This window comes from Bacillus sp. FSL P4-0290 (genome assembly GCF_037975435.1).
Taxonomy (GTDB): domain Bacteria; phylum Bacillota; class Bacilli; order Bacillales; family Bacillaceae; genus Bacillus; species Bacillus subtilis.
In genome coordinates, this window is sequence record NZ_CP150253.1 from 1983689 (window position 1) to 2006533 (window position 22845).

Sequence of the window (22845 nt, forward strand, 5' to 3'; positions counted from 1 at the left end):
CATAGCTTAGTATTGTAATAAAGTTTATGGAAAGGGGATTTTATCATGCATCACTGCAGACCGCATATGATGGCGCCAATTGTCCATCCTACTCATTGCTGTGAACACCATACGTTTTCGAAGACTATCGTGCCGCACATTCACCCACAGCATACAACAAACGTAAACCACCAGCATTTTCAGCACGTTCACTACTTTCCACACACTTTCTCAAATGTTGACCCGGCTACGCATCAGCATTTTCAAGCAGGAAAACCTTGCTGCGACTACTAGTATGGAAAACGTGCAGCTTGATGGTGTAAACAATGCAGCACAACAAATGGGGCCCACGGGAGCCCCATTTTTTAAAGCAGGTGAAATGATGAAAGTATTGGCAATAACGGGCTATAAACCGTTTGAACTCGGGATATTTAAGCAGGATGACAAGGCGCTGTATTACATAAAAAAAGCCATTAAGAATCGGCTGATTGCTTTTTTGGATGAAGGATTAGAATGGATTTTAATTTCGGGCCAGCTTGGAGCGGAGCTGTGGGCGGCAGAAGCTGCATATGATTTGCAGGAGGAATTCCCTGACTTAAAGGTAGCTGTCATCACACCATTTTACGAGCAGGAAAAGAACTGGAAAGAACCGAATAAGGAACAGTATGAAGCAGTTCTGTCTCAGGCAGACTATGAAGCAAGCCTGACTCACCGTCCTTATGAAAGCCCGCTTCAATTCAAACAAAAAAATCAGTTCTTCATTGATAAGTCCGACGGGCTTCTGCTTTTATATGACCCGGAAAAGGAAGGCTCCCCTAAGTATATGCTTGGGACAGCGGAAAAAAGGCGCGAACAGGATGGCTATCCCATCTACTTTATTACAATGGATGACTTGAGAGTGACAGTGGAGGAAGACAGCTACTAACAATGAGAGAGAAATTTGACAACCGTACAGATTTCTGAAAAAATATATGTGATGATTCACGATACGAGGTGAAAAAGATGCTTGCTGATAAAGTAAAGCTTTCTGCGAAAGAAATTTTGGAAAAAGAATTTAAAACAGGCGTTAGAGGCTACAAGCAAGAAGACGTTGACAAATTTTTAGATATGATTATTAAGGATTATGAAACCTTCCATCAAGAAATTGAAGAACTGCAGCAGGAAAATCTGCAGCTGAAAAAACAGCTTGAAGAAGCCAGCAAAAAACAGCCTGTGCAATCTAACACAACAAACTTTGATATTTTAAAACGGCTGTCTAACTTAGAAAAACACGTTTTTGGCAGCAAGCTTTATGATTGATCACGCTTGAAAAAAATGGCGCTTGTAAATTGTAATCAGTTGTTATATAATAATTCATGTTCTTAACGTTCGGGTAATCGCTGCAGATCTTGAATCTGTAGAGGAAAGTCCATGCTCGCACGGTGCTGAGATGCCCGTAGTGTTCGTGCCTAGCGAAGTCATAAGCTAGGGCAGTCTTTAGAGGCTGACGGCAGGAAAAAAGCCTACGTCTTCGGATATGGCTGAGTATCCTTGAAAGTGCCACAGTGACGAAGTCTCACTAGAAATGGTGAGAGTGGAACGCGGTAAACCCCTCGAGCGAGAAACCCAAATTTTGGTAGGGGAACCTTCTTAACGGAATTCAACGGAGAGAAGGACAGAATGCTTTCTGTAGATAGATGATTGCCGCCTGAGTACGAGGTGATGAGCCGTTTGCAGTACGATGGAACAAAACATGGCTTACAGAACGTTAGACCACTTACATTTAAAATGATGAAAACAAGCTCTCCCGTATAAGGAGAGCTTTTATCTTGAAAAGAGAAAAGTTTTAAAAGACAGGGTGATACGATGACGAAGTATACACTAATTGCAACGGCGCCGATGGGCATTGAAGCTGTTGTCGCAAAGGAAGTACGAGATTTAGGATACGAATGCAAGGTTGATAACGGGAAAGTTATTTTTGAAGGTGATGCACTTGCCATCTGCCGTGCGAACCTTTGGCTTAGAACAGCCGACCGCATAAAGGTTCAGGTTGCTTCTTTTAAAGCGAAAACATTTGATGAACTGTTTGAAAAAACGAAAGCGATTAACTGGCGCTCATTTATACCTGAAAACGGGAAATTCCCTGTCATCGGAAAATCGGTAAAATCAACACTTGCAAGCGTTCCTGACTGTCAGCGGATCGTCAAAAAAGCAATTGTCGAAAAGCTCAAGCTGCAGTCCGGCAAAGCCAATGATTGGATTGAAGAAACAGGTGCCGAGTATAAAGTCGAAATTTCTTTATTGAAAGATCAGGCTTTGATTACACTGGACTCATCAGGGACAGGCCTTCACAAACGAGGATACCGTGTCGATCAGGGCGGTGCGCCGATTAAAGAAACACTTGCTGCCGCTTTGGTGCAATTAACCAATTGGACGCCGGACCGCCCGTTTGTTGATCCTTTCTGCGGCTCCGGAACAATCGCGATAGAAGCGGCGCTAATTGGCCAAAACATCGCCCCGGGATTCAATCGCGATTTTGTTTCAGAGGATTGGGAATGGATCGGTAAAGATCTGTGGAACAAAGCGCGGCTTGAAGTCGAAGAAAAGGCAAATTATGATCAGCCGCTTACAATTTTCGCTAGCGACATAGACCACCGCATGGTTGAAATCGCAAAAGAAAATGCAGAGGAAGCAGGATTGGGAGATCTAATCCAGTTCAAACAGATGCAGGTCAAAGACTTTACCACAAATCTGGAATTTGGCGTAATTGTCGGCAACCCGCCATATGGAGAGCGTCTCGGCGAGAAAAAAGCCGTTGAGCAGATGTACAAAGAAATGGGGAAGGCGTTCGAGCCGCTTGATACTTGGTCTGTGTATATGCTGACATCAAATGAAAACTTTGAGGAAGCATATGGCAGAAAAGCAACGAAGAAACGAAAGCTCTTTAACGGGTTTATTAAAACGGATTATTATCAATACTGGTCAAAGAAAAAGAAAATTCGCAATAAAGAATAGTCTTATTAATTGTTTAGCCAGATAATGGATGTTGAGATCTTCCATATCTGGCTTTTTTGTTTGAAATAATAACGTGTTTATTACTTTAAGGAAAAAAAAAGAAATTTAATAGTTAATTAGGTTGATTTCTATATAGAGTTATTTTAAAATAAATTTTGTATAAAAAAGAAGGAGATGGAATATATGAGATTTTTATTAAAGAAAAGTACTTTGTTGATTACTACTCTACTTATAATAAGTACTTCTTTTGCTTTTGATTCTACAGCAGAAGCTGCAACTAGTTCATGGCAAACTGTAAATGGTGTAAAAGGTTGTAAAGTTAGAGTGTATACTGATGCTTCTACATATACAAAAAGAGCTAGTTCAATAGATACCTATGCTGAGACAAATGGTAAATGTGGGACATTAAACTACCGGATGGGCGTAACAACTAGAGATGGTGAGTGGAATCTCGGTAATTATTTTATAAAGGGATCTTTTTCTAAAAGAACACCTATTAAGAAATTTTACTTTAGTAAATTAGCAAAACCCGAGTTTAAAGAACGTTGGGAAGTAAACGTGGAGTTATACAAAGGAAGTAAATTCAAAGATGCTGTACAATCTAAAATATTTTATGTGGAAAAAAGAAAATAAAATATATTGATACATGACTTGTCAACTTTGATTTAAAAGTTGACAAGTTTTTTTAAAATATTGCATATTCAATATATGCATTTCTTAAACTACTATTATTAATAAGATTTTTTTATTTTAATATGAATTATTTTTCATATTACTTCTACTTAAGAAAGAACAAAGGCATAATTTGCCTTTGTTCTCACATCTTTCAGCCCTATTCTATCGTTACCAACGGTGAGCTTTCGCGTTGCTTCTCAATATAATGTTGGTTTGGGACATTTCAGTGTGACCGTTTACTTGAGACTTAGAACGTTTAGGCCGCGTCCAATTGTGATGAAACAGTTCAGAATGCTGATCTAATCGGTTTCTATAACTCATGTCAACATCACTCCCTGATAGAATATTGTTGATAAGACGGATAATCCGGAGACGGAATATCAAGTGTAGTTTGTGCATGTTTCGGTGATAACATGCGGTAAAGCATGTATATAAAATGAAAAGTTCGCATACAATGATGATTATTTCCATCAGAGGTGATCTCATGCTGAACAGTGAACATTTTAATCTTATTGAAAGGGCGCTTGACGCAACAGCAAACGAGCTGAAGGAGCTCGGGACTGAATCGTCTCCGTCTATGATTTCGCATGCGCAAACTAATTTAGAAAAAGCGGTAGAACATATTTATTCAACAGACCATCCTTTTTTATCGTCGCATGTGATCAATCGTAAGTAAACTGCAAAAAACTTGGCATTGCCAAGTTTTTTTATTGTATTCATCAGCGGAAAATGATATTATTGGTGGTCTGAATGTCGAATAGTTGGGGGTTGGAACTAGGTGACAACATCACGTTTGCCTTTTTCTTTAACGAAAACAAAGAATTTTTATGAAGAATTGAACAATTGGATTGGTGACGTGTTTTACGATATCCTTCCCGAAAAAGGGTTTGATCTTCGGGACGAGCAAGTATTTATGGCTTTTCAGCTGGAGCGGGCGTTTAAAGAGAAAAAAGTCATGTTCGCCGAAGCTGGAGTGGGAACGGGGAAAACGCTGGTATATCTTCTTTTTGCAATCAGCTATGCAAGGTATGTCGGCAAACCTGCCATCATCGCTTGTGCGGATGAAACATTAATTGAACAGCTGGTGAAAAAAGAGGGCGATATTTCTAAGCTGGCTGAGCATCTTGACCTGAAAATTGATACAAGGCTGTCAAAATCACATGAGCAATATTTATGCTTGAAGAAGCTTGAAAAAACAATGCAGCGTTCTGATGATGATAAATGGCTGGATCTTTATGAGTCGTTACCGTCATTTGTCCACGAGTCCCAGGCGATGCAGCGCTTTTATCCGTATGGCGACCGTAAGCAGTACGCAAATCTATCGAATGAAGAGTGGTCTGACGTAAGCTACGACTCGTTTCAGGACTGTCTGACTTGTGATATGAGACACAGATGCGGTCTGACACTTTCCAGAGATTACTACCGCAAGTCAACGGACTTAATCATTTGTTCCCATGATTTTTATATGGAGCATGTGTGGACGGAAGAATCACGCAAACGAGAGGGCCAGCTGCCGCTCTTGCCTGATCATAGTGCAGTTGTATTTGATGAGGGGCATTTGTTAGAGTTTGCTGCGCAAAAAGCGCTAACCTATAGAGTGAAGCAGTCTACTCTTGAATTGTTTTTAGAACGTTTGCTGCAAAATGACATCAGAGAAGAGTTTGCAGAATTGATTGAAGATGCGCTTCTCGCAAACGACGAATTTTTCTATGTTCTTTCTGAAGAATCAAAGGAAGTAGCCGGTTCACACCGTTTAGAAATAAAAAATGACCATCGTGTCAAAAAGGCGGCGGACGAGCTTTGCCGTTTACTTGATAAAATCGGTGAGGCACTTGTATTTGAGTCTGAAATGTATACGATTGATCAATACGAGTTGTCAGTAGTGGAAGAATATGTTGAACAAATGGCGTATTCATTATCTCTATATCAAAAGGATGCAATCAGCTGGCTGGAGAAAAAGGAAGCAGAATCAACTTTTGTCGTGATGCCGAGAACGGTAGCAGAAGTACTTGGCGAAAAAGTGTTTTCTAAGAAAATTCCTTATATCTTCTCTTCTGCTACGCTGTCAGAAGGCGGTTCGTTTGATTATATTGCCGACAGTCTTGGGATTCATGATTATTTGTCATTAACTGTTGATTCCCCTTATGATTATGACGAGCAAATGAGTATTAATTTATACGCAAAAACAGATATGGCCGCTGAACAAAAAACGGCTGAAACGATTGAAACAATCAAACGATACAAAGGAAGAACGCTGGTGCTTTTCCCTTCTTTTGAAGAATTAAACGAGTTTAAAGAGCTGTCGGCGGCATGGGAGCTGCCGTATCCAATTTTCTTCGAAGGTGATGAGGAAATCAGCAGCTTAGTAGAGAAATTCCAAGAGGAAGAAGAAACAGTACTTTGTTCAGTTCACTTATGGGAAGGACTCGACATTCCCGGTGACGCATTGAAGAATGTTACCATTTGGTCATTACCGTTCCCGCCACACGATCCTGTATTTACAGCGAAGCGCAACGGAGCGAAAAAAGATCCGTTCGAAGAAGTTGATCTGCCATATATGTTGTTACGTGTACGGCAGGGCATCGGGCGCCTGATTCGCTCGAATCAAGACAGCGGCTCGATTCACATTTACGCTGGCGGAGAAAATGAACGCATCATCGATGAGGTCAAAAAGGTCTTGCCTGTTGAACCGCACATGATGTAATGAAAAAAAGCTGACGATCGTTCGTCAGCTTTTTTATTTGTCAGCGGGATAGCCAGCCGCCATCAACTGCTAAAATATGTCCATTTACATAATCTGAAGCACGTGATGCCAAAAAGACTGCAGTCCCCCCGATATCATCCGCTTGGCCCCAGCGGCCGTCAGGAATTCTCTTTAAAATGTCCTCATTTCGCTTTTCGTCATCCCGAATAGGCTTTGTATTCGCAGTAGAAATATAGCCTGGGGCGATTGCGTTGACCTGAATACCTGACGCTGCCCACTCATTTGCAAATGATTTTGTCAAACCGGCAACAGCGTGTTTGCTCGCGGTGTAAGCCGGAACGAGGATGCCGCCTTGAAAAGACAGGAGAGAGGCAATATTAATAATCTTTCCATGACCTCTTTTCAGCATGTGCCTGCCAGCAAGCTGTGTCAGAATAAACAGGCTGTTTAGATTGACATTCAGTACGTGCTGCCAGTTCTCTTCTGAAAAATCTTCCGCTTTTTCCCGATGAATAATGCCGGCATTATTGACAAGGATGTGGATCTGCCTGTTTTCAAACAGCTCAGCTGCAGAATCCTTTATCGCTTCCGGCTTGCTCATGTCCAATGTAAAAGATGTAAATATCCGGCCTTCCTGTTCCACAAGCTGCTGTGTTTCAGACAGGCTGCTTTTATGTGATGTGCCGATAATATCAGCGCCAGCACCGGCTAGGGCTTTGGCAATTCCTTGACCGATCCCTGTTCCAGGGCCTGTCACCAGCGCTGTTTTTCCTTCTAATGAAAAGGCGTCATGTAGATAACCCATCTTATTTCAGCCCATCCATCGGAACGAGATCCATGTCCGTAAATGTGTAATTTTCTCCAGCCATCGCCCACACAAAGCTATAGTTTGATGTTCCTGCGCCAGAATGAATAGACCAGGCGGGAGAAAGGACAGCCTGCTCATTTCCAACAACAAGATGGCGTGTTTCGTCCGGCTGGCCCATGAAATGAAATACCTTTGAATCCTTTTCAAGATCCAGATAAAGATAAGCCTCCATCCGACGGTCATGAACGTGTGCTGGCATGGTATTCCAGTTGTTGTTTTGATCTAACATCGTTATTCCCATCATCAGCTGACAGCTTTTAATGCCATCCTGATGAATAACTTTGTACAGACTTCTGACATTAGACGCTGCATCATCACCAAGGCGGTCCGGTGTCAGTTCAGCTAGGGCGGCTTTTTGTGTTGGATAGCTTTTGTGGGCGCAAGCGGAGACGAAGTAAAACTTCGCTTTTTCACCGTTCAGGCTTGAAAATGATACATCCTGATTACCCATTCCGATATAGAGAAAATCCTTTGTTTGAAGCACATATTCATCATCGCCGACTCTAACGGCACCAGGCTGGCCGACATTAATAATCCCGATTTCACGCCGTTCCAAAAAGAAGTCTGTTTTTAGAAAATCACCTGCATCAAGCTTCAGTTCACTTTGCCCTGGAGCCGCTCCGCCGATGACAACCCGGTCTTCATGTGAGTAATACATCGAAAGTTTATTTTCTGTAAATAAAGGATCCATTAAGAAATGACTGCGAAGCTCCTCTGTTGTAAAGCGTTTTACTTGTTCAGGATGTACAGAATAACGATTTTCCATTATATTTCCCCCTTGGTTAGGATTTCAGCATCACTTGAATGAAAATATTTTGGTAACGGTTTCAAAGAAAATTTTAGGATAAATAGTGAAAAGAGTCAACGGAAAATAATGAATTGACACATTATTAAAAAAACTCTTTCCAAATTTTAAAATTATGGTATTCTTTTGTTGTAACGGTTTTGAAATCGGTTTCAAATATATGAGATACAGGAGCACTTGAATGAAAAAGAAAACAACAGGCCATACAACCATCAAAGATGTAGCTGAATGTGCAGGAGTTTCGAAATCGACAGTTTCCCGCTATATTAACGGAAAAATTGACGCGATTTCTCCTGAAAAAGTGAAAAACATTAAAAAGGCAATCGCAGAATTGAATTATCGGCCGAGTAAAATGGCACAAGGTTTGAAAATAAAAAAAAGCAAGTTAATCGGATTTGTTGTAGCTGACATTACAAATCCTTTTTCGGTCGCTGCTTTCAGGGGAGTCGAAGAGGTTTGTGATCAATATGGTTACAGCATTATGGTGTGCAACACAGATAACAGTCCTGAAAAAGAGCGGGAAATGCTCTTAAAGCTAGAAGCCCATTCGGTTGAGGGCTTGATTTTAAACGCAACAGGGGAAAACAAGGATGTACTCCGCGCTTTTGCTGAACAGCAAATTCCAACAATCTTAATTGACCGGAAACTGCCGGATCTGAAACTGGATACCGTAACGACTGACAACAGATGGATCACAAAAGAGATTCTTCAGAAGGTGTACAGCAAAGGGTATACTGATGTCGCGCTGTTTACCGAACCGATTTCCTCTATCAGCCCTCGTGCAGAAAGAGCAGCTGTGTATCAGGAAATGGCTTCGGTTCATAATGTGAACGGGGTCAGATTGCATGAAATTGACGTAAAGGACAAGGAGCAGCTTAAGGCGGCGCTTCGTTCTTTTCACAAGGAAATGCCGGAGCAAAAAAAAGCGATTCTGGCTTTGAATGGCTTGATTATGCTGAAAATCATCAGCTGTATGGAAGAGCTTGGCCTGCGCATCCCTCAAGATATAGGGATTGCAGGATTCGATGATACGGAATGGTATAAACTGATCGGTCCAGGTATTACAACGATCGCCCAGCCGTCACATGATATGGGCAGGACGGCGATGGAACGTGTATTAAAAAGGATTGAAGGTGACAAAGGAGCGCCTCAAACCATTGAATTAGAGGCAAAAGTCATCATGAGAAAGTCACTTTAATCCTAGGTGCCCTCAACTAAGAGGAGGTTGGGAAGAGATGAAGCTTGATGCGGTGACATTCGGGGAATCAATGGCCATGTTTTATGCAAATGAGTATGGAGGCCTTCATGAAGTATCCACTTTTTCTAAAGGGCTTGCCGGAGCAGAAAGCAATGTCGCCTGCGGCCTTGCCAGACTCGGATTTCGAATGGGATGGATGAGCAAGGTCGGCAATGATCAGCTCGGAACGTTTATTTTACAAGAGCTTAAAAAAGAGGGAGTGGATGTGTCCCGCGTGATCCGCTCGCAGGACGAAAATCCCACCGGGCTGCTGCTGAAGTCAAAAGTGAAAGAAGGCGACCCGCAAGTTACCTACTATAGGAAAAACTCAGCTGCAAGCACATTAACTACAGCTGAATATCCGAGAGATTATTTTCAATGCGCAGGCCATTTGCATGTGACAGGTATTCCGCCTGCTTTATCAGCCGAGATGAAAGACTTCACGTATCATGTCATGAACGACATGAGAAACGCAGGGAAGACCATTTCATTCGACCCTAATGTAAGACCTTCGCTTTGGCCTGATCAAGCAACAATGGTACACACAATCAATGATCTGGCTGGGCTTGCAGACTGGTTTTTCCCGGGTATCGCAGAGGGAGAGCTATTGACCGGAGAAAAAACACCTGAAGGCATTGCCGACTATTATTTGAAAAAAGGTGCCAGCTTTGTTGCTATTAAACTTGGAAAAGAAGGCGCTTACTTTAAAACGGGGACAAGTGAAGGATTTCTAGAAGGCTGCCGGGTCGACCGGGTGGTTGATACGGTCGGCGCCGGAGACGGATTTGCAGTCGGTGTAATCAGCGGTATCCTAGACGGTTTGTCGTACAAGGATGCGGTGCAAAGGGGAAATGCGATTGGCGCTTTGCAAGTGCAGGCACCGGGGGATATGGACGGTTTGCCGACCAGGGAGAAATTAGCTTCTTTTTTATCTGCTCAAAGAACGGTTCACCAAAAGAAAGGGGATTATTAATATGGAGTCCAAAGTCGTTGAAAACCGTCTGAAAGAAGCAAAGCTGATTGCAGTCATTCGTTCAAAGGATAAGCAGGAGGCCTGTCAGCAGATTGAGAGTTTATTAGATAAAGGGATTCGTGCAGTTGAAGTGACGTATACGACCCCCGGGGCATCAGATATTATCGAATCCTTCCGTAATAGGGAAGATATTTTAATTGGCGCGGGCACGGTCATCAGCGCGCAGCAAGCTGGGGAAGCTGCTGAGGCTGGCGCGCAGTTTATTGTCAGTCCGGGTTTTTCAGCTGATCTTGCTGAACATCTATCTTTTGTAAAGACACATTATATCCCCGGCGTCTTGACTCCGAGCGAAATTATGGAAGCGTTGACATTCGGGTTCACGACATTAAAGCTGTTCCCAAGCGGTGTGTTTGGCATTCCGTTTATGAAAAATTTAGCGGGTCCTTTCCCGCAGGTGACCTTTATTCCGACAGGCGGGATACATCCGTCTGAAGTGCCTGATTGGCTTAGAGCCGGAGCTGGCGCCGTCGGAGTCGGCAGCCAGTTGGGCAGCTGTTCAAAAGAGGATTTGCAGGCTGTTTTCCAAGTGTAAGTGGAATTGTTTTTTCATAACCGGAGGATGGGAGAATCCACAATATGAAAATCAAGGCGACAATTGAACAGGTACCTGGCGGAATGATGATTATTCCGCTATTTCTTGGAGCGGCGCTCAACACGTTTGCGCCTGGAACAGCGGAGTTCTTTGGAGGGTTTACGGGTGCTTTGATTACCGGAACGCTGCCGATACTGGGTGTTTTTATCTTTTGCGTAGGAGCAACGATTGATTTTCGTTCTTCAGGCTATATCGCAAGAAAAGGAATCACGTTATTATTGGGAAAGGTCGGATTTGCGGCACTGCTCGGCGTGATCGCAGCGCAATTTATACCTGACGAAGGCATACAATCCGGCTTTTTTGCAGGCCTTTCTGTTTTAGCAATTGTCGCGGTAATGAATGAAACGAACGGCGGACTGTATTTGGCGCTCATGAATCACATGGGAAGAAAAGAGGATGCGGGCGCTTTCGCCTTTATCAGTACAGAATCTGGTCCTTTTATGACCATGGTGACGTTTGGTGTGACGGGACTTGCCGCATTCCCATGGGAAACGCTGGCAGCGACAGTCATCCCGTTTTTACTTGGATGTATACTTGGAAATCTGGATCATGATCTCAGAGACTTATTCAGCAAGGTTGTGCCGGCGATCATTCCATTTTTCGCCTTTTCGCTCGGCAATACCTTGAATTTTGGAATGCTGATCCAATCAGGGCTGCTCGGCATTTTTATCGGAGTTTCTGTCGTCATTTTATCGGGCAGTTCTTTGTTTTTGCTTGATCGTTTTATTGCGCGGGGAGATGGTGTCGCGGGAGTGGCCGCTTCTTCTACGGCAGGGGCGGCTGTAGCCGTGCCATATGCATTAGCGGAAGCGAATGCCTCATTTGCGCCAGTTGCTGAGTCGGCAACTGCAATTATCGCGACAAGCGTTATTGTCACCTCGCTCTTAACCCCGCTGGCAACAGTGTGGGTAGATAAAAAAATCAAGCAGAAAAAGCGGAGAACACCTCCTCCAAAAAATCAAATGACGATCAACTGAATAAAAAGGCTGCCACAAAACATACCGGCAGCCTTTTATACAAACAATTTGACTTTCATACCCCCTTCCATTAGCCTGTAATGGAACGGCTAGAATAGGGAGGGAATGGATATGGAGATACATACATATGAAAAAGAATTTTTTGATCTTTTAAAAAGAATCTCACATTACAGCGAAGCAGTTGCGTTAATGCACTGGGACTCCAGAACAGGCGCGCCGAAAAACGGCTCAGAGGATCGTGCCGAAAGTATCGGCCAGCTTTCAACAGATATATTCAATATCCAAACATCAGATCGAATGAAGGAGCTTATCGATGTCCTGTATGAACGATTTGATGACTTGTCGGAAGATACGAAAAAAGCAGTGGAACTGGCGAAAAAAGAGTATGAAGAGAATAAGAAAATCCCTGAGGCTGAATACAAAGAATACGTGATTCTGTGTTCAAAGGCAGAAACAGCGTGGGAGGAAGCGAAAGGAAAATCTGATTTCAGCTTGTTTTCTCCTTATTTAGAACAGCTGATTGAATTCAATAAACGTTTTATTACGTATTGGGGATATCAAGAGCATCCTTATGATGCATTGCTTGATTTGTTTGAGCCCGGCGTCACGGTAAAGGTGCTTGATCAGCTGTTTGCTGAGCTGAAGGAAGCGATTATCCCTCTTGTTAAACAGGTGACAGCTTCCGGAAATAAACCAGATACAAGCTTTCTTACAAAAGCGTTCCCGAAAGAAAAGCAAAAAGAGCTCAGTCTGTATTTTTTACAGGAGCTTGGCTACGATTTTGATGGCGGAAGACTTGATGAAACCGTTCATCCGTTTGCAACTACGCTGAATCGGGGAGACGTTCGGGTCACGACGAGATATGATGAAAAAGATTTCCGGACGGCGATCTTTGGCACCATTCATGAGTGCGGGCACGCGATTTACGAGCAAAATATTGATGAAGCACTCAGTGGCACGAACTTGTCAGACGGCGCATCAATGGGAATTCATGAATCGCAATCATTATTTTACGAGAATTTTATCGGCCGCAACAAGCATTTTTGGACACCGTACTATCAGAAGATTCAAGAAGCATCACCTGAACAGTTCAAGGACATCTCCCTGGATGATTTTGTCCGGGCAATCAATGAATCAAAACCTTCATTTATCAGGGTCGAAGCGGATGAATTAACGTATCCTCTTCATATCATCATCCGTTATGAAATTGAAAAAGCGATTTTTAGCAATGAAGTGTCTGTGGAAGATCTGCCGTCGCTTTGGAATCAAAAATACCAGGATTATTTAGGGATTACACCGCAGACCGACGCAGAGGGGATTTTACAGGACGTCCATTGGGCAGGTGGAGATTTCGGCTACTTCCCATCCTATGCGCTCGGCTACATGTATGCGGCTCAGCTGAAACAAAAAATGCTTGAGGATCTCCCTGAATTTGACGCTCTCTTGGAAAGAGGAGAGTTCCATCCGATAAAGCAATGGCTGACGGAAAAGGTGCACATTCACGGAAAACGGAAAAAGCCGTTAGACATTATTAAAGATGCAACAGGAGAAGAGCTGAATGTTCGCTATTTAATTGATTATTTAACAAACAAATATTCAAATCTCTATCTGTCATAATCAAAAGCCTGGCGGCGCGGTCGTCAGGCTCTTTTATATCGAATTCCCTTGAAATACGAATGATATCTAAAAAAACAAAAATAAAGTTCGGGAATTTTTATTTTCAGCCTATGCAAGGGATTAGAATCTTGATATAATTTATTACAATATAATAGGAACACTCATATAATCGCGTGGATATGGCACGCAAGTTTCTACCGGGCACCGTAAATGTCCGACTATGGGTGAGCAATGGAACCGCACGTGTACGGTTTTTTGTGATATCAGCATTGCTTGCTCTTTTTTGAGCGGGCAATGCTTTTTTTATTCTCATAACGGAGGTAGACAGGATGGAAGCACTGAAACGGAAAATAGAGGAAGAAGGCGTCGTATTATCTGATCAGGTACTGAAAGTGGATTCTTTTTTGAATCACCAAATTGATCCGCTGCTTATGCAGAGAATTGGTGATGAATTTGCGTCTAGGTTTGCAAAAGACGGTATTACCAAAATTGTGACAATCGAATCATCAGGTATCGCTCCCGCTGTAATGACGGGCTTGAAGCTGGGTGTGCCAGTTGTCTTCGCGAGAAAGCATAAATCGTTAACACTCACCGACAACTTGCTGACAGCGTCTGTTTATTCCTTTACGAAGCAAACAGAAAGCCAAATCGCAGTGTCTGGGACCCACCTGTCGGATCAGGATCATGTGCTGATTATCGATGATTTTTTGGCAAATGGACAGGCAGCGCACGGGCTTGTGTCGATTGTGAAGCAAGCGGGAGCTTCTATTGCGGGAATCGGCATTGTTATTGAAAAGTCATTTCAGCCGGGAAGAGATGAACTTGTAAAACTGGGCTACCGAGTCGAATCTTTGGCAAGAATTCAGTCTTTAGAAGAAGGAAAAGTGTCCTTCGTACAGGAGGTTCATTCATGAGAAATGGATTCGGCAAAACGCTGTCTTTAGGGATTCAGCATGTTCTTGCCATGTATGCCGGCGCCATTGTCGTTCCTCTGATTGTCGGAAAAGCAATGGGACTGACTGTCGAGCAGCTGACTTACTTAGTATCGATTGATATTTTTATGTGCGGTGTGGCTACACTTCTGCAAGTGTGGAGCAACCGATTTTTTGGGATCGGGCTTCCGGTAGTGCTTGGCTGTACCTTTACAGCTGTATCGCCGATGATAGCGATTGGATCTGAATATGGGGTTTCAACAGTTTACGGCAGCATTATCGCTTCAGGCATTCTTGTCATTCTTATTTCATTTTTTTTTGGAAAGCTCGTATCGTTTTTTCCGCCGGTCGTGACAGGCTCTGTTGTTACGATTATCGGTATTACACTGATGCCGGTTGCCATGAATAACATGGCCGGCGGAGAAGGAAGTGCAGATTTCGGAGATCTCTCCAACCTTGCTCTTGCTTTTACCGTGTTGAGTATCATTGTGCTTCTATACCGTTTTACAAAAGGCTTTATCAAGTCCGTCTCGATTTTGATCGGTATTTTGATTGGCACCTTCATCGCTTATTTTATGGGGAAAGTTCAATTTGATAATGTTTCGGATGCGGCAGTTGTTCAAATGATTCAGCCATTTTACTTCGGCGCGCCGTCTTTTCATGCAGCGCCTATCATTACGATGTCCATCGTTGCAATTGTCAGCCTTGTGGAGTCAACTGGTGTTTACTTTGCTTTAGGTGACCTGACAAACCGCCGTTTGACAGAGAAAGATTTGTCTAAAGGCTATCGAGCTGAAGGACTGGCTGTGCTTCTGGGCGGTATTTTTAACGCTTTTCCTTATACGGCATTCTCTCAAAATGTCGGGCTTGTTCAGCTCACAGGGATCAAAAAAAATGCCGTCATTGTGGTCACAGGTGTGATACTAATGGCATTTGGGCTGTTTCCAAAGATCGCTGCTTTTACGACCATTATTCCATCCGCTGTTTTGGGCGGTGCAATGGTGGCGATGTTTGGAATGGTGATCGCTTACGGAATTAAAATGCTCAGCCGCATTGATTTTGCGAAACAGGAAAATCTGCTGATTGTTGCCTGCTCAGTGGGATTGGGGCTCGGTGTGACCGTTGTGCCGGATATTTTCAAACAGCTTCCGAGTGCCTTAACGCTGCTTACAACGAATGGCATTGTGGCGGGCAGCTTTACTGCAGTCGTCTTAAATATTGTATATAACGTTTTTTCTAAAGCTAAAAAAACAGAACAAGAAGCTGACCTCGCTGAACAAAAAACAGCAGTCTAACTCCGCCGCGGCGGAGTTTTTTTGCATATAAAAAAGATTGTTGCGGCACAATGTATGCAAAGAGGTGATCGCATGGCGTTTATTTTATCCATTGGAACAAGTCTTCCTGCGTATAATGTAAACCAAGAGAAAGCGGCCGAGTTCGCCCGCTATATGTTTCAGCATTCTTTTAAGGATATTGACAGGCTGTTATCCTCCTTTAAAAACGGGCAAATCCATTCGAGACAGTTTGTTAAGCCGATTGAATGGTATAAAGAGGGGCACAGCTTTGAAGAAAAAAATCAAATATACATAGAAGAAACACTTAAACACAGCAGAGCGGCTGTTCGTGAGTGCCTCTCTCATCCGGAATTTTTTCAAGAAGCCATTCCTTATGAGAAAGTGGAAGCTGTTTTTTTCGTCTCCAGTACAGGTCTTTCCACACCGAGTATCGAGGCGCGGCTTATGAATGAACTTCCGTTTTCTCCATATACGAAGCGGATTCCGATTTGGGGGCTTGGCTGTGCAGGAGGAGCCAGCGGACTTGCGCGTGCAGCCGAATACTGCAAAGCGTATCCTGAGGCTTTTGTGCTTGTCATTTCTGCCGAGCTGTGCAGCCTGACATTCCAGCCGGAAGATAAAACAAAAAGCAATCTGATCGGCACCTCGCTTTTTGGTGACGGCATTGCCGCAGCTTTATTATGCGGAGAGAAGGCGGACCGCAGGGTGTCAAAGCTGAAGCTTGCGCCGAAGATAATGGACGCCCAATCTGTTTTGATGAAACAATCAGAAGATGTCATGGGCTGGGACTTTACCGATCAAGGATTCAAAGTCATTTTCTCACGAGACATTCCGACCTTGGTGGAAAAATGGCTCAAAACAAATGTACAGATTTTTTTGGACAAACATAAGCTGTCATTCCATGATATCAGTGTTTTTTTGGCGCATCCAGGCGGAAAAAAAGTGATCGATGCATACATCAAAAGTCTCGGGCTGTCGTCAGAAAAGCTTTCATCTGCGCAAAGCATTTTGCAAAAGCACGGAAATATGTCTTCAGCCACAATCTTGTATGTGATCAAAGACCATCTGCAGAACGGACATAAAAAGGAAGCTGAACGAGGACTGATTGGCGCATTAGGGCCGGGTTTCTCATCAGAGTTGCTATTATTCAGCTGGGAAAAGGGGGCCTGACTCATGTTTTGGTTGTTGATCGCCATTCTCATTGTTCAAAGAGCAGCAGAAATGGCAGTGGCCAGGCAAAACGAACAAAAGGTAAAGAAGCAAGGAGCAATTGAATTTGGCGAGAGCCACTATCCGTATATCATTACGATGCATATCCTTTTTTTCCTGTCCTTAATTGCCGAGGTGCTGCTGATGAATAAACAGCCGTCCAGCTGGTGGCTCGGTATCGCTGCAGTGATTTTAAGCGTACAGATCGTACGGTATTGGGCGCTTTGTTCCTTAGGAGCATATTGGAATACGAAAATCCTTGTTGTTCCAGGTGTAGAGCTTGTAAAAAAAGGTCCATATAAATGGATGAAACATCCAAACTATGCCGTTGTTATCCTCGAAATTTTGCTGATTCCGCTGCTTTATCAAGCATACGTCACCATGTGTCTGTTTTCCATTTTCAATGCCGTGTTGTTAAGCGTCAGAATTCGCGCAGAAGACAAAGCATTACAGGAATACAGCGTAAAATAGCGATTGAAAATCATTCTCAACCATGTTAAAATGGATTTGAAAAAGATTCTCAATCAGGATGGTGAAGCAAATGACAATGCTGTTTTTGCTTGGAGCGGTTTGTACATATAGTGTATTAATTGGTTTTGTATTAAAAGGAATCTCTAATAAATCTGTTTGATGAATCTGGAACTTGTAAAAGTTGCAGATTTTCTTTTATAGAAGCTGCCGTAATGGCGGCTTTTTTCTATTCTCCTAAAGAAATTTGGTTTATTCTTGTGTAAAATGAAAAGGGAATGAATTCAGATCTTTCAAAAAAGGTTCACAATTGAAACGGCACAAAGGGGTTCAGACTTATGACAGATCAAAACAGAAAAAAGCTTTTGCATAAAACTGGGGAACTTTATAAGCAATTTATTGAGAATCAAGATGAACAAAGGGCTGCTAAACTGGCTGCGGTCATGAAAAAAGCGGCTGATGAAGAGGTTTATATCGCGTTTACCGGGCATTATTCAGCGGGAAAATCGTCACTGCTGAACTGCCTGTTAATGGAGAATATTTTGCCGACAAGCCCGATTCCGACAAGCGCTAACCTTGTTGTGATCAGAAACGGGGAAAAGCGAGTTCGGCTTCATACAACAGACGGAGCGTGTGCTGAGCTGGAAGGGGCTTACCAGAAAGACAAGGTGCAGCAATATTGTAAAGACGGGGAACAGATTAAAAGCGTCGAAATTTTTGACAGGTATACTGAGATCGATTCCGGGGTTGCGTATATTGATACTCCAGGGATAGATTCAACAGATGATGCTCATTTTTTATCGGCTGCTTCTATTCTTCACCAGGCGGATGCGCTGTTTTACGTCGTTCACTATAATCACGTGCACGCTGAGGAAAATGTAAAGTTTCTCAGATCAATAAAAGAAAGCATTCCGAATGTGTATTTTATCGTCAATCAAATTGACCGCCATGATGAGACGGAGACAAAATTTGGAGACTATCAAGCGCAGGTAGAGGAGATGCTTTGCAATGAAGGGATTTCAAGGGAAGCGCTCTATTTTACATCAGTAACAGAACCGGATCACCCGTTCAATCAGATGGGGGCCCTGAGAGAAGAGTTAAGAAGAATAGAACAGCAATCAAAAAGCAATATGCAGGCTTTAACGGAACAAAAAGTCCGTAATCTGCTAAAGGAACATACGGAAATGCTGAAGAAAGACGAAACAGGCGCTCCGAGTTTCGCTGAACAGCTTAATATCCAAATTGGACTGGTCCAATCGCTGCGTGATCAATTGAATGAGGCCGAAAAACAAACGACTGAGGCAGAGAAGAGGATGCAGGAAGAAATCAATCGTATTTTAAAAAACGCAAACCTGACGCCTTTTGAAATGCGTGAATTGGCGGCTGCATTTTTAGAATCACAAGAGCCTTCTTTTAAAACCGGCTTTTTCTTTTCTAAAGCGAAAACTGCACAGGAAAGAGATAAAAGGCGGAATGCTTTTTTCTCTGATGTGGCAAAACGAACAGAGGCCGAAGCGGATTGGCATATGATAGACACGCTTCATAAACTCGCCAAGGTATTTGATGTCTATACCGCTGAAAGTGAAAAGCTGATTCAGGCCTATCGCACACCGCTTGATATAAGCATCATTGAACGCGCGGTCAAGCATGGTGCAGCCTTTTCCTCTGAATATGTATTGCAATATACAAAAGACTTAGCAGAGCTCATCAGGAAAGAGGCGAAAAGAGAAGCCGCAGACATCATAAAGGTGCTCTCCGCTATGGTGAAAGAGCGTGTTTCCAAAGATGTGCAAACAATTAACGACCGGCTCGTCCAAGAATCAGAAAAACTTGTATTTCTTCAAGAACAGGCGTGTTTAGAGAATAATGCCCGAGAGAAAACCGATCGCCTGTGGGCCATTTGGGAAGAAGAGTCCGCATGCCCAATGCATATAGACACAGAATGGTTTAAATCGAAGAAAACAAGAGTGGCGGCTCCAGAGCAGAAACAAGGCCGAAGCCAGCTGACGGCGCAGCCGATGCCGAAATCAGAAATCAAAATGGAACAAGAAATGCCGCTTCAAGACCAAATCAAACGCTTTTACACTTTGTCTGACCTTTTAGGCGAATGCAGCATGTTGTTAAAGCAAACTTCAGCGTTTCGTGAAAGGGTGAAAAGGCTTGAGGAACGGAAATTTACACTTGCTCTTTTTGGAGGCTTCAGCTCGGGGAAATCATCATTTGCCAATGCGCTTGTCGGCGAAAGAGTGCTGCCATCCTCACCAACGCCAACCACAGCGACAATTAACAAGATCACAATGCCAATCAATGGCAACTTAAACAAAACAGCGGATGTAGTGTTTAAGACAGAGGATGACATAACGGCTGAAATTTTGCAGCTCACCGGAATACCAAAGGAACCGGCAGGCCGTTCCTTCACAGAGAAGTGGGAAAAGGCAGTCAAAAAAAACAGGCTGCAGGAAGAACACGTGAAATTGATCAGCAATTTCCTGCTTGCATATGAGAAGTATCAGCAGTATATACAGGAACAGAAGAAATTAACGATTCCGCTATCTGAATTAAAGCCGTATGTAGCAGAGGAAACAACGGCCTGTGCTGTGAAAGAGGTAACGGTCTACTATACATGCCCGCTCACTGAAAAAGGGATTACGATCGTTGATACACCCGGCGCGAGCAGCATGAATAAACGGCATACAGAACTGGCATTCCAATATATCAAAGATGCTGATGCATTTTTTTATATGACTTATTATCAGCACTCTTTTTCAAAAGGAGACCGTTCATTTTTGCGAAAGCTTGGACTTGTGAAAGAATCGCTCAGCATGGATAAAATGTTTTTTATTATTAATGCTGCAGACCTTGCAAAAGATAAAACAGAGCTCGAAACAGTGACCGATTATGTCAGCGCAGAGCTTGTAAAAGAAGGGGTTTATGAGCCGCAGCTCTTTACCGTATCAAGTAAGGAGGAACTGGTGGGAAAACCGGAGTCATTTTATAATCAGTTCCCGAAAGTAAGAAAACACTTAGACCGGTTTATCGAAGTGGATGTAAAAAAAGCGTCAGCAGCGCAGCTCAGTTCGGAGGCAGACAAACTATGCGAAACTGTTTTTCAGCTTCACCAATCCCAGCATCAGTCCCGAGAAGAGAAGGAAGCGCAGAAACAGCGCCTTATGCTGTCATTTGAGCGGACAGCGGCCGATATCGAGAAACGGCGGAACTCAGAAACCATCATTGAAAAAGTAAAAAAAGATACAAGAGAGCAGCTATATCACATTACACAGCGATTATCATATTTTGTAAATGATTTATTAAAATCGGCATTTCATCCCGGGCTGCAAAACGGGGATTGGAAAAAGAACGTCAGTAAGGCGATGACAACAGCCTTACATGAATATCAATTTGAATATATTCAGGAAATCAAAACGCTTGATGTTCGTATGAGCGGTTTCATCGAACGGCATATCAATGAAGAATGGCTGGATCAATTTCAAAAAACATTAAACGAGGACGGCTATTTTTCCGTTTATGCGGGTGATCAGCATTCAAACGGCATACAGTTGAAGGAAGTTGAACCAGAAATAGAAGAACGTGCTTTTGAGCAGGAACTAAAAGAGGTCAAATCACCGAAGCAGTTTTTTGAGCAGAAAGGAAAATCGGCCTTTATCGAAGCTGTACGGATGAAACTTACGAAAATCACAGAGGCATGGATAAAAAATGAAGAAGAAAGCCTGATTTCTCATTACACAGCTCACCTCAGACGCTTACAGGAAGATATGGGCGAAAAAGCAATCGCGCAAATAACGGATCAAAAAGAGACATATTTAAGAGGATATGCGGAAGGGGAACATGCGAAAGAGATTGAAATAGCGTACCAGGCGTGCATCTCCTGGAAAAATTCAGACAATACAATAAAAATGTAAAATTCAGTTGGCTTGTATTTCAAGTCATGGTAGACTAAATAGAAAAAAGCGAGATGAACGATTAATGTCAGAGGTACATAAAGCAATTTCAGCACATTCATCAAAACAGCACGAGCATATCAAAGCATTTATGCGTCTTGAAAATATGCGTGAATTGGCGATTGAAGAAGCTGTTGCGAAATGCAAAAACGATGAGCCTTATACTACAGAAGCAATTAATGAAATTACCGAGCAAATGAATCAGCTCGCTAAAAAAGGCATCGTCCCGACAAGACGGCTTGTATCAAAAGAAATGGTCAGAGAATACGTAAGCCGCATGTAAGCTGGATGATCCTGTCGCGAGTGAACCTCCTGCCGGAAGCATATACTATATGCATCCGACGTAAGGGGGGATTCATGTTGGGCAGAACAAAGCTCGGAAACAGAAATGCACAGGCGAATAACAATGCCAAAAAGAAAAACGGATTTCAAACCCATTTTGACTCTTACGCAGGACGCGAAGCTGAAAAGCTGATCGCCAGCAACAAAAGACACAACGATTGATAAATATCCAAACAGTATCTCTAATTAAAGAGATACTGTTTTTTATTTTTGGGCTGCTTTATGATAAAATAGAAGGAATGAAAGAAAAGGGAGTTATTTGATGAATAATAATAAACTATTGCTGGTTGACGGCATGGCTCTTTTATTCCGGGCCTTTTTTGCCACGGCCGTACATCGCAACTTTATGATAAATGACAGCGGGGTGCCGACGAACGGCGTCAACGGCTTTTTAAAGCATTTGATTACAGCTGTGGAAACATTCCAGCCGACACACGTCGTCTGCTGCTGGGACATGGGGAGCAAAACGTACCGAAATGACTTGTTCCAAGATTATAAGGCTAACCGCAGCGCGCCGCCTGTGGAGCTGATTCCGCAGTTTGATTTGGCAAAGGAAGCAGCCGCAGAGCTTGGAATTATGAATATTGGCTTTGCCGGCTATGAAGCGGATGACTGTATCGGTACTCTTGCCGATTTATTTGCGAATGAAGCGGACATTACGGTCGTAACAGGAGACAGAGATTTACTTCAGCTGTTAACGGATAAAGTAAGCGTTGCTTTGCTTCAAAAAGGAATCGGAAATTATAAAGTCTATACAAAAGAGACTTTTTATGAAGAAACAGGCGTAATGCCGAAGGCTTTGATTGATATTAAAGCGCTTATGGGAGATTCCAGTGATAACTATCCCGGAGTCAAAGGGATTGGAGAAAAAACAGCCTACAAACTGATTCGTGAATACGAAACGATTGACCATTTATTGGGAAATCTTTCTCTTCTTCCAAAAGGACAGCAGGGAAAAATTCAGCAAGGTTTAAGCGATTTGGAGATGTCGAGGAAGCTTGCGGAAATTCATTGCTCAGTGCCGCTGGCCTGCACATTGAAAGACGCTTTATTTACTTTGCAAATGGAGCAGGCGGCTGACATGCTTCGCCGCCACCAAATCAAAGGAATTGAGCGTATGCTTGAAAAGCTGAACGCTAGAGAGATCGTTTAGATCTTC

24 protein-coding genes, 1 other RNA gene and 1 riboswitch are annotated in these 22845 nt (G+C 43.0%); of the genes, 22 read left to right on the forward strand and 3 right to left on the reverse strand.

Features of this window, described 5'->3' with window-relative positions:
- The first annotated feature begins 45 nt into the window (after nt 1–45).
- From cotD to MKY10_RS10705, 6 genes are all read left to right on the forward strand, one after another.
- Nucleotides 46–273: a spore coat protein CotD gene (cotD, locus tag MKY10_RS10680; protein WP_010886551.1), complete on the forward strand. Its 228-nt coding sequence runs from the start codon at nt 46–48 to the stop codon at nt 271–273.
- Nucleotides 274–361: 88 nt separating this feature from the next.
- Nucleotides 362–904, forward strand: coding sequence for a DUF1273 domain-containing protein (locus tag MKY10_RS10685; RefSeq protein ID WP_015251836.1), 543 nt, complete (start codon nt 362–364; stop codon nt 902–904).
- 77 nt (nt 905–981) lie between these two features.
- The gene (gpsB, locus tag MKY10_RS10690) at nt 982–1278 is read left to right on the forward strand and encodes a cell division regulator GpsB (protein ID WP_003225629.1); all 297 of its coding nucleotides are present in this window, start codon (nt 982–984) and stop codon (nt 1276–1278) included.
- 65 nt (nt 1279–1343) lie between these two features.
- Nucleotides 1344–1724, forward strand: an RNA gene (gene rnpB, locus MKY10_RS10695) — RNase P RNA component class B.
- A gap of 100 nt (nt 1725–1824) precedes the next feature.
- On the forward strand, nt 1825–2973 hold the full coding sequence (locus tag MKY10_RS10700; protein ID WP_015251838.1) for a class I SAM-dependent RNA methyltransferase: 1149 nt from the start codon (nt 1825–1827) through the stop codon (nt 2971–2973).
- A 183-nt stretch (nt 2974–3156) separates the two neighbouring features.
- A complete protein-coding gene (locus MKY10_RS10705; RefSeq protein WP_015251839.1) occupies nt 3157–3606 on the forward strand; it encodes a hypothetical protein in 450 nt (149 codons plus the stop codon).
- A 210-nt stretch (nt 3607–3816) separates the two neighbouring features.
- Here MKY10_RS10705 and MKY10_RS10710 read toward each other — a convergent pair whose 3' ends face one another.
- Nucleotides 3817–3969: a YpzG family protein gene (locus MKY10_RS10710; RefSeq protein WP_010327933.1), complete on the reverse strand. Its 153-nt coding sequence runs from the start codon at nt 3967–3969 to the stop codon at nt 3817–3819.
- A gap of 163 nt (nt 3970–4132) precedes the next feature.
- On the opposite strand from MKY10_RS10710, the gene MKY10_RS10715 reads away from it, so the two are divergent.
- Together MKY10_RS10715 and MKY10_RS10720 are read left to right on the forward strand one after the other, a co-directional pair.
- Nucleotides 4133–4324 carry a hypothetical protein gene (locus MKY10_RS10715; RefSeq protein ID WP_044052679.1) on the forward strand — a complete coding sequence of 64 codons (192 nt, stop codon included), beginning with the start codon at nt 4133–4135 and terminating at the stop codon, nt 4322–4324.
- Nucleotides 4325–4426: 102 nt separating this feature from the next.
- Nucleotides 4427–6352, forward strand: a complete 1926-nt coding sequence (locus tag MKY10_RS10720) for an ATP-dependent DNA helicase (protein WP_015251842.1) — start codon at nt 4427–4429, stop codon at nt 6350–6352.
- 40 nt (nt 6353–6392) lie between these two features.
- On the opposite strand, the gene kduD is transcribed toward MKY10_RS10720, so the two are convergent.
- Both kduD and kduI read right to left on the reverse strand, forming a co-directional pair.
- Nucleotides 6393–7157 carry a 2-dehydro-3-deoxy-D-gluconate 5-dehydrogenase KduD gene (gene kduD, locus MKY10_RS10725; protein WP_046160508.1) on the reverse strand — a complete coding sequence of 255 codons (765 nt, stop codon included), beginning with the start codon at nt 7155–7157 and terminating at the stop codon, nt 6393–6395.
- 1 nt (nt 7158) lies between these two features.
- A complete protein-coding gene (kduI, locus tag MKY10_RS10730) occupies nt 7159–7986 on the reverse strand; it encodes a 5-dehydro-4-deoxy-D-glucuronate isomerase (protein WP_017696982.1) in 828 nt (275 codons plus the stop codon).
- A gap of 220 nt (nt 7987–8206) precedes the next feature.
- Between kduI and kdgR the strand changes: the two genes are divergently transcribed.
- The 14 genes from kdgR (at nt 8207) to exnP (ending at nt 22839) form a co-directional block, all read left to right on the forward strand.
- Entirely contained in the window at nt 8207–9223 is a 1017-nt protein-coding gene (gene kdgR, locus MKY10_RS10735; RefSeq protein WP_029726794.1) for a pectin utilization transcriptional regulator KdgR, read from the forward strand.
- Between the two features lie 37 nt (nt 9224–9260).
- Nucleotides 9261–10235: a 2-dehydro-3-deoxygluconokinase gene (gene kdgK, locus MKY10_RS10740; protein ID WP_003230727.1), complete on the forward strand. Its 975-nt coding sequence runs from the start codon at nt 9261–9263 to the stop codon at nt 10233–10235.
- Between the two features lies 1 nt (nt 10236).
- The gene (gene eda, locus MKY10_RS10745) at nt 10237–10827 is read left to right on the forward strand and encodes a bifunctional 4-hydroxy-2-oxoglutarate aldolase/2-dehydro-3-deoxy-phosphogluconate aldolase (RefSeq protein WP_029726795.1); all 591 of its coding nucleotides are present in this window, start codon (nt 10237–10239) and stop codon (nt 10825–10827) included.
- Between the two features lie 44 nt (nt 10828–10871).
- Nucleotides 10872–11864 carry a 2-keto-3-deoxygluconate transporter gene (kdgT, locus tag MKY10_RS10750; RefSeq protein ID WP_046160507.1) on the forward strand — a complete coding sequence of 331 codons (993 nt, stop codon included), beginning with the start codon at nt 10872–10874 and terminating at the stop codon, nt 11862–11864.
- A 111-nt stretch (nt 11865–11975) separates the two neighbouring features.
- Entirely contained in the window at nt 11976–13481 is a 1506-nt protein-coding gene (gene ypwA, locus MKY10_RS10755; RefSeq protein ID WP_044052507.1) for a carboxypeptidase, read from the forward strand.
- Nucleotides 13482–13622: 141 nt separating this feature from the next.
- A riboswitch (purine riboswitch) is annotated at nt 13623–13722 on the forward strand.
- An 88-nt stretch (nt 13723–13810) separates the two neighbouring features.
- Entirely contained in the window at nt 13811–14395 is a 585-nt protein-coding gene (gene xpt, locus MKY10_RS10760; RefSeq protein ID WP_003230744.1) for a xanthine phosphoribosyltransferase, read from the forward strand.
- Complete coding sequence (gene pbuX / locus MKY10_RS10765) at nt 14392–15708, forward strand: xanthine permease PbuX (protein WP_029726797.1); 1317 nt, start codon at nt 14392–14394, stop codon at nt 15706–15708. The genes xpt and pbuX overlap by 4 nt, the downstream gene beginning before the upstream one ends.
- Before the next feature lie 72 nt (nt 15709–15780).
- On the forward strand, nt 15781–16878 hold the full coding sequence (bpsA, locus tag MKY10_RS10770; protein WP_003230750.1) for a type III polyketide synthase BpsA: 1098 nt from the start codon (nt 15781–15783) through the stop codon (nt 16876–16878).
- Between the two features lie 3 nt (nt 16879–16881).
- Nucleotides 16882–17388, forward strand: coding sequence for an alkylpyrone methyltransferase (gene bpsB / locus MKY10_RS10775; RefSeq protein ID WP_004398552.1), 507 nt, complete (start codon nt 16882–16884; stop codon nt 17386–17388).
- 70 nt (nt 17389–17458) lie between these two features.
- Nucleotides 17459–17548 (forward strand): Fur-regulated basic protein FbpC, encoded by a 90-nt coding sequence (gene fbpC, locus MKY10_RS10780; RefSeq protein ID WP_100069434.1) that lies wholly within the window; start codon nt 17459–17461, stop codon nt 17546–17548.
- A 175-nt stretch (nt 17549–17723) separates the two neighbouring features.
- Nucleotides 17724–21305, forward strand: a complete 3582-nt coding sequence (dynA, locus tag MKY10_RS10785; protein ID WP_129110520.1) for a dynamin GTPase — start codon at nt 17724–17726, stop codon at nt 21303–21305.
- Nucleotides 21306–21369: 64 nt separating this feature from the next.
- Nucleotides 21370–21627, forward strand: a complete 258-nt coding sequence (locus MKY10_RS10790; RefSeq protein WP_021481513.1) for a YpbS family protein — start codon at nt 21370–21372, stop codon at nt 21625–21627.
- A gap of 74 nt (nt 21628–21701) precedes the next feature.
- Nucleotides 21702–21848 carry a hypothetical protein gene (locus MKY10_RS10795; RefSeq protein WP_003230761.1) on the forward strand — a complete coding sequence of 49 codons (147 nt, stop codon included), beginning with the start codon at nt 21702–21704 and terminating at the stop codon, nt 21846–21848.
- 100 nt (nt 21849–21948) lie between these two features.
- The gene (exnP, locus tag MKY10_RS10800) at nt 21949–22839 is read left to right on the forward strand and encodes a 5'-3' exonuclease ExnP (protein WP_048655124.1); all 891 of its coding nucleotides are present in this window, start codon (nt 21949–21951) and stop codon (nt 22837–22839) included.
- The last annotated feature ends 6 nt before the right edge of the window (nt 22840–22845 follow it).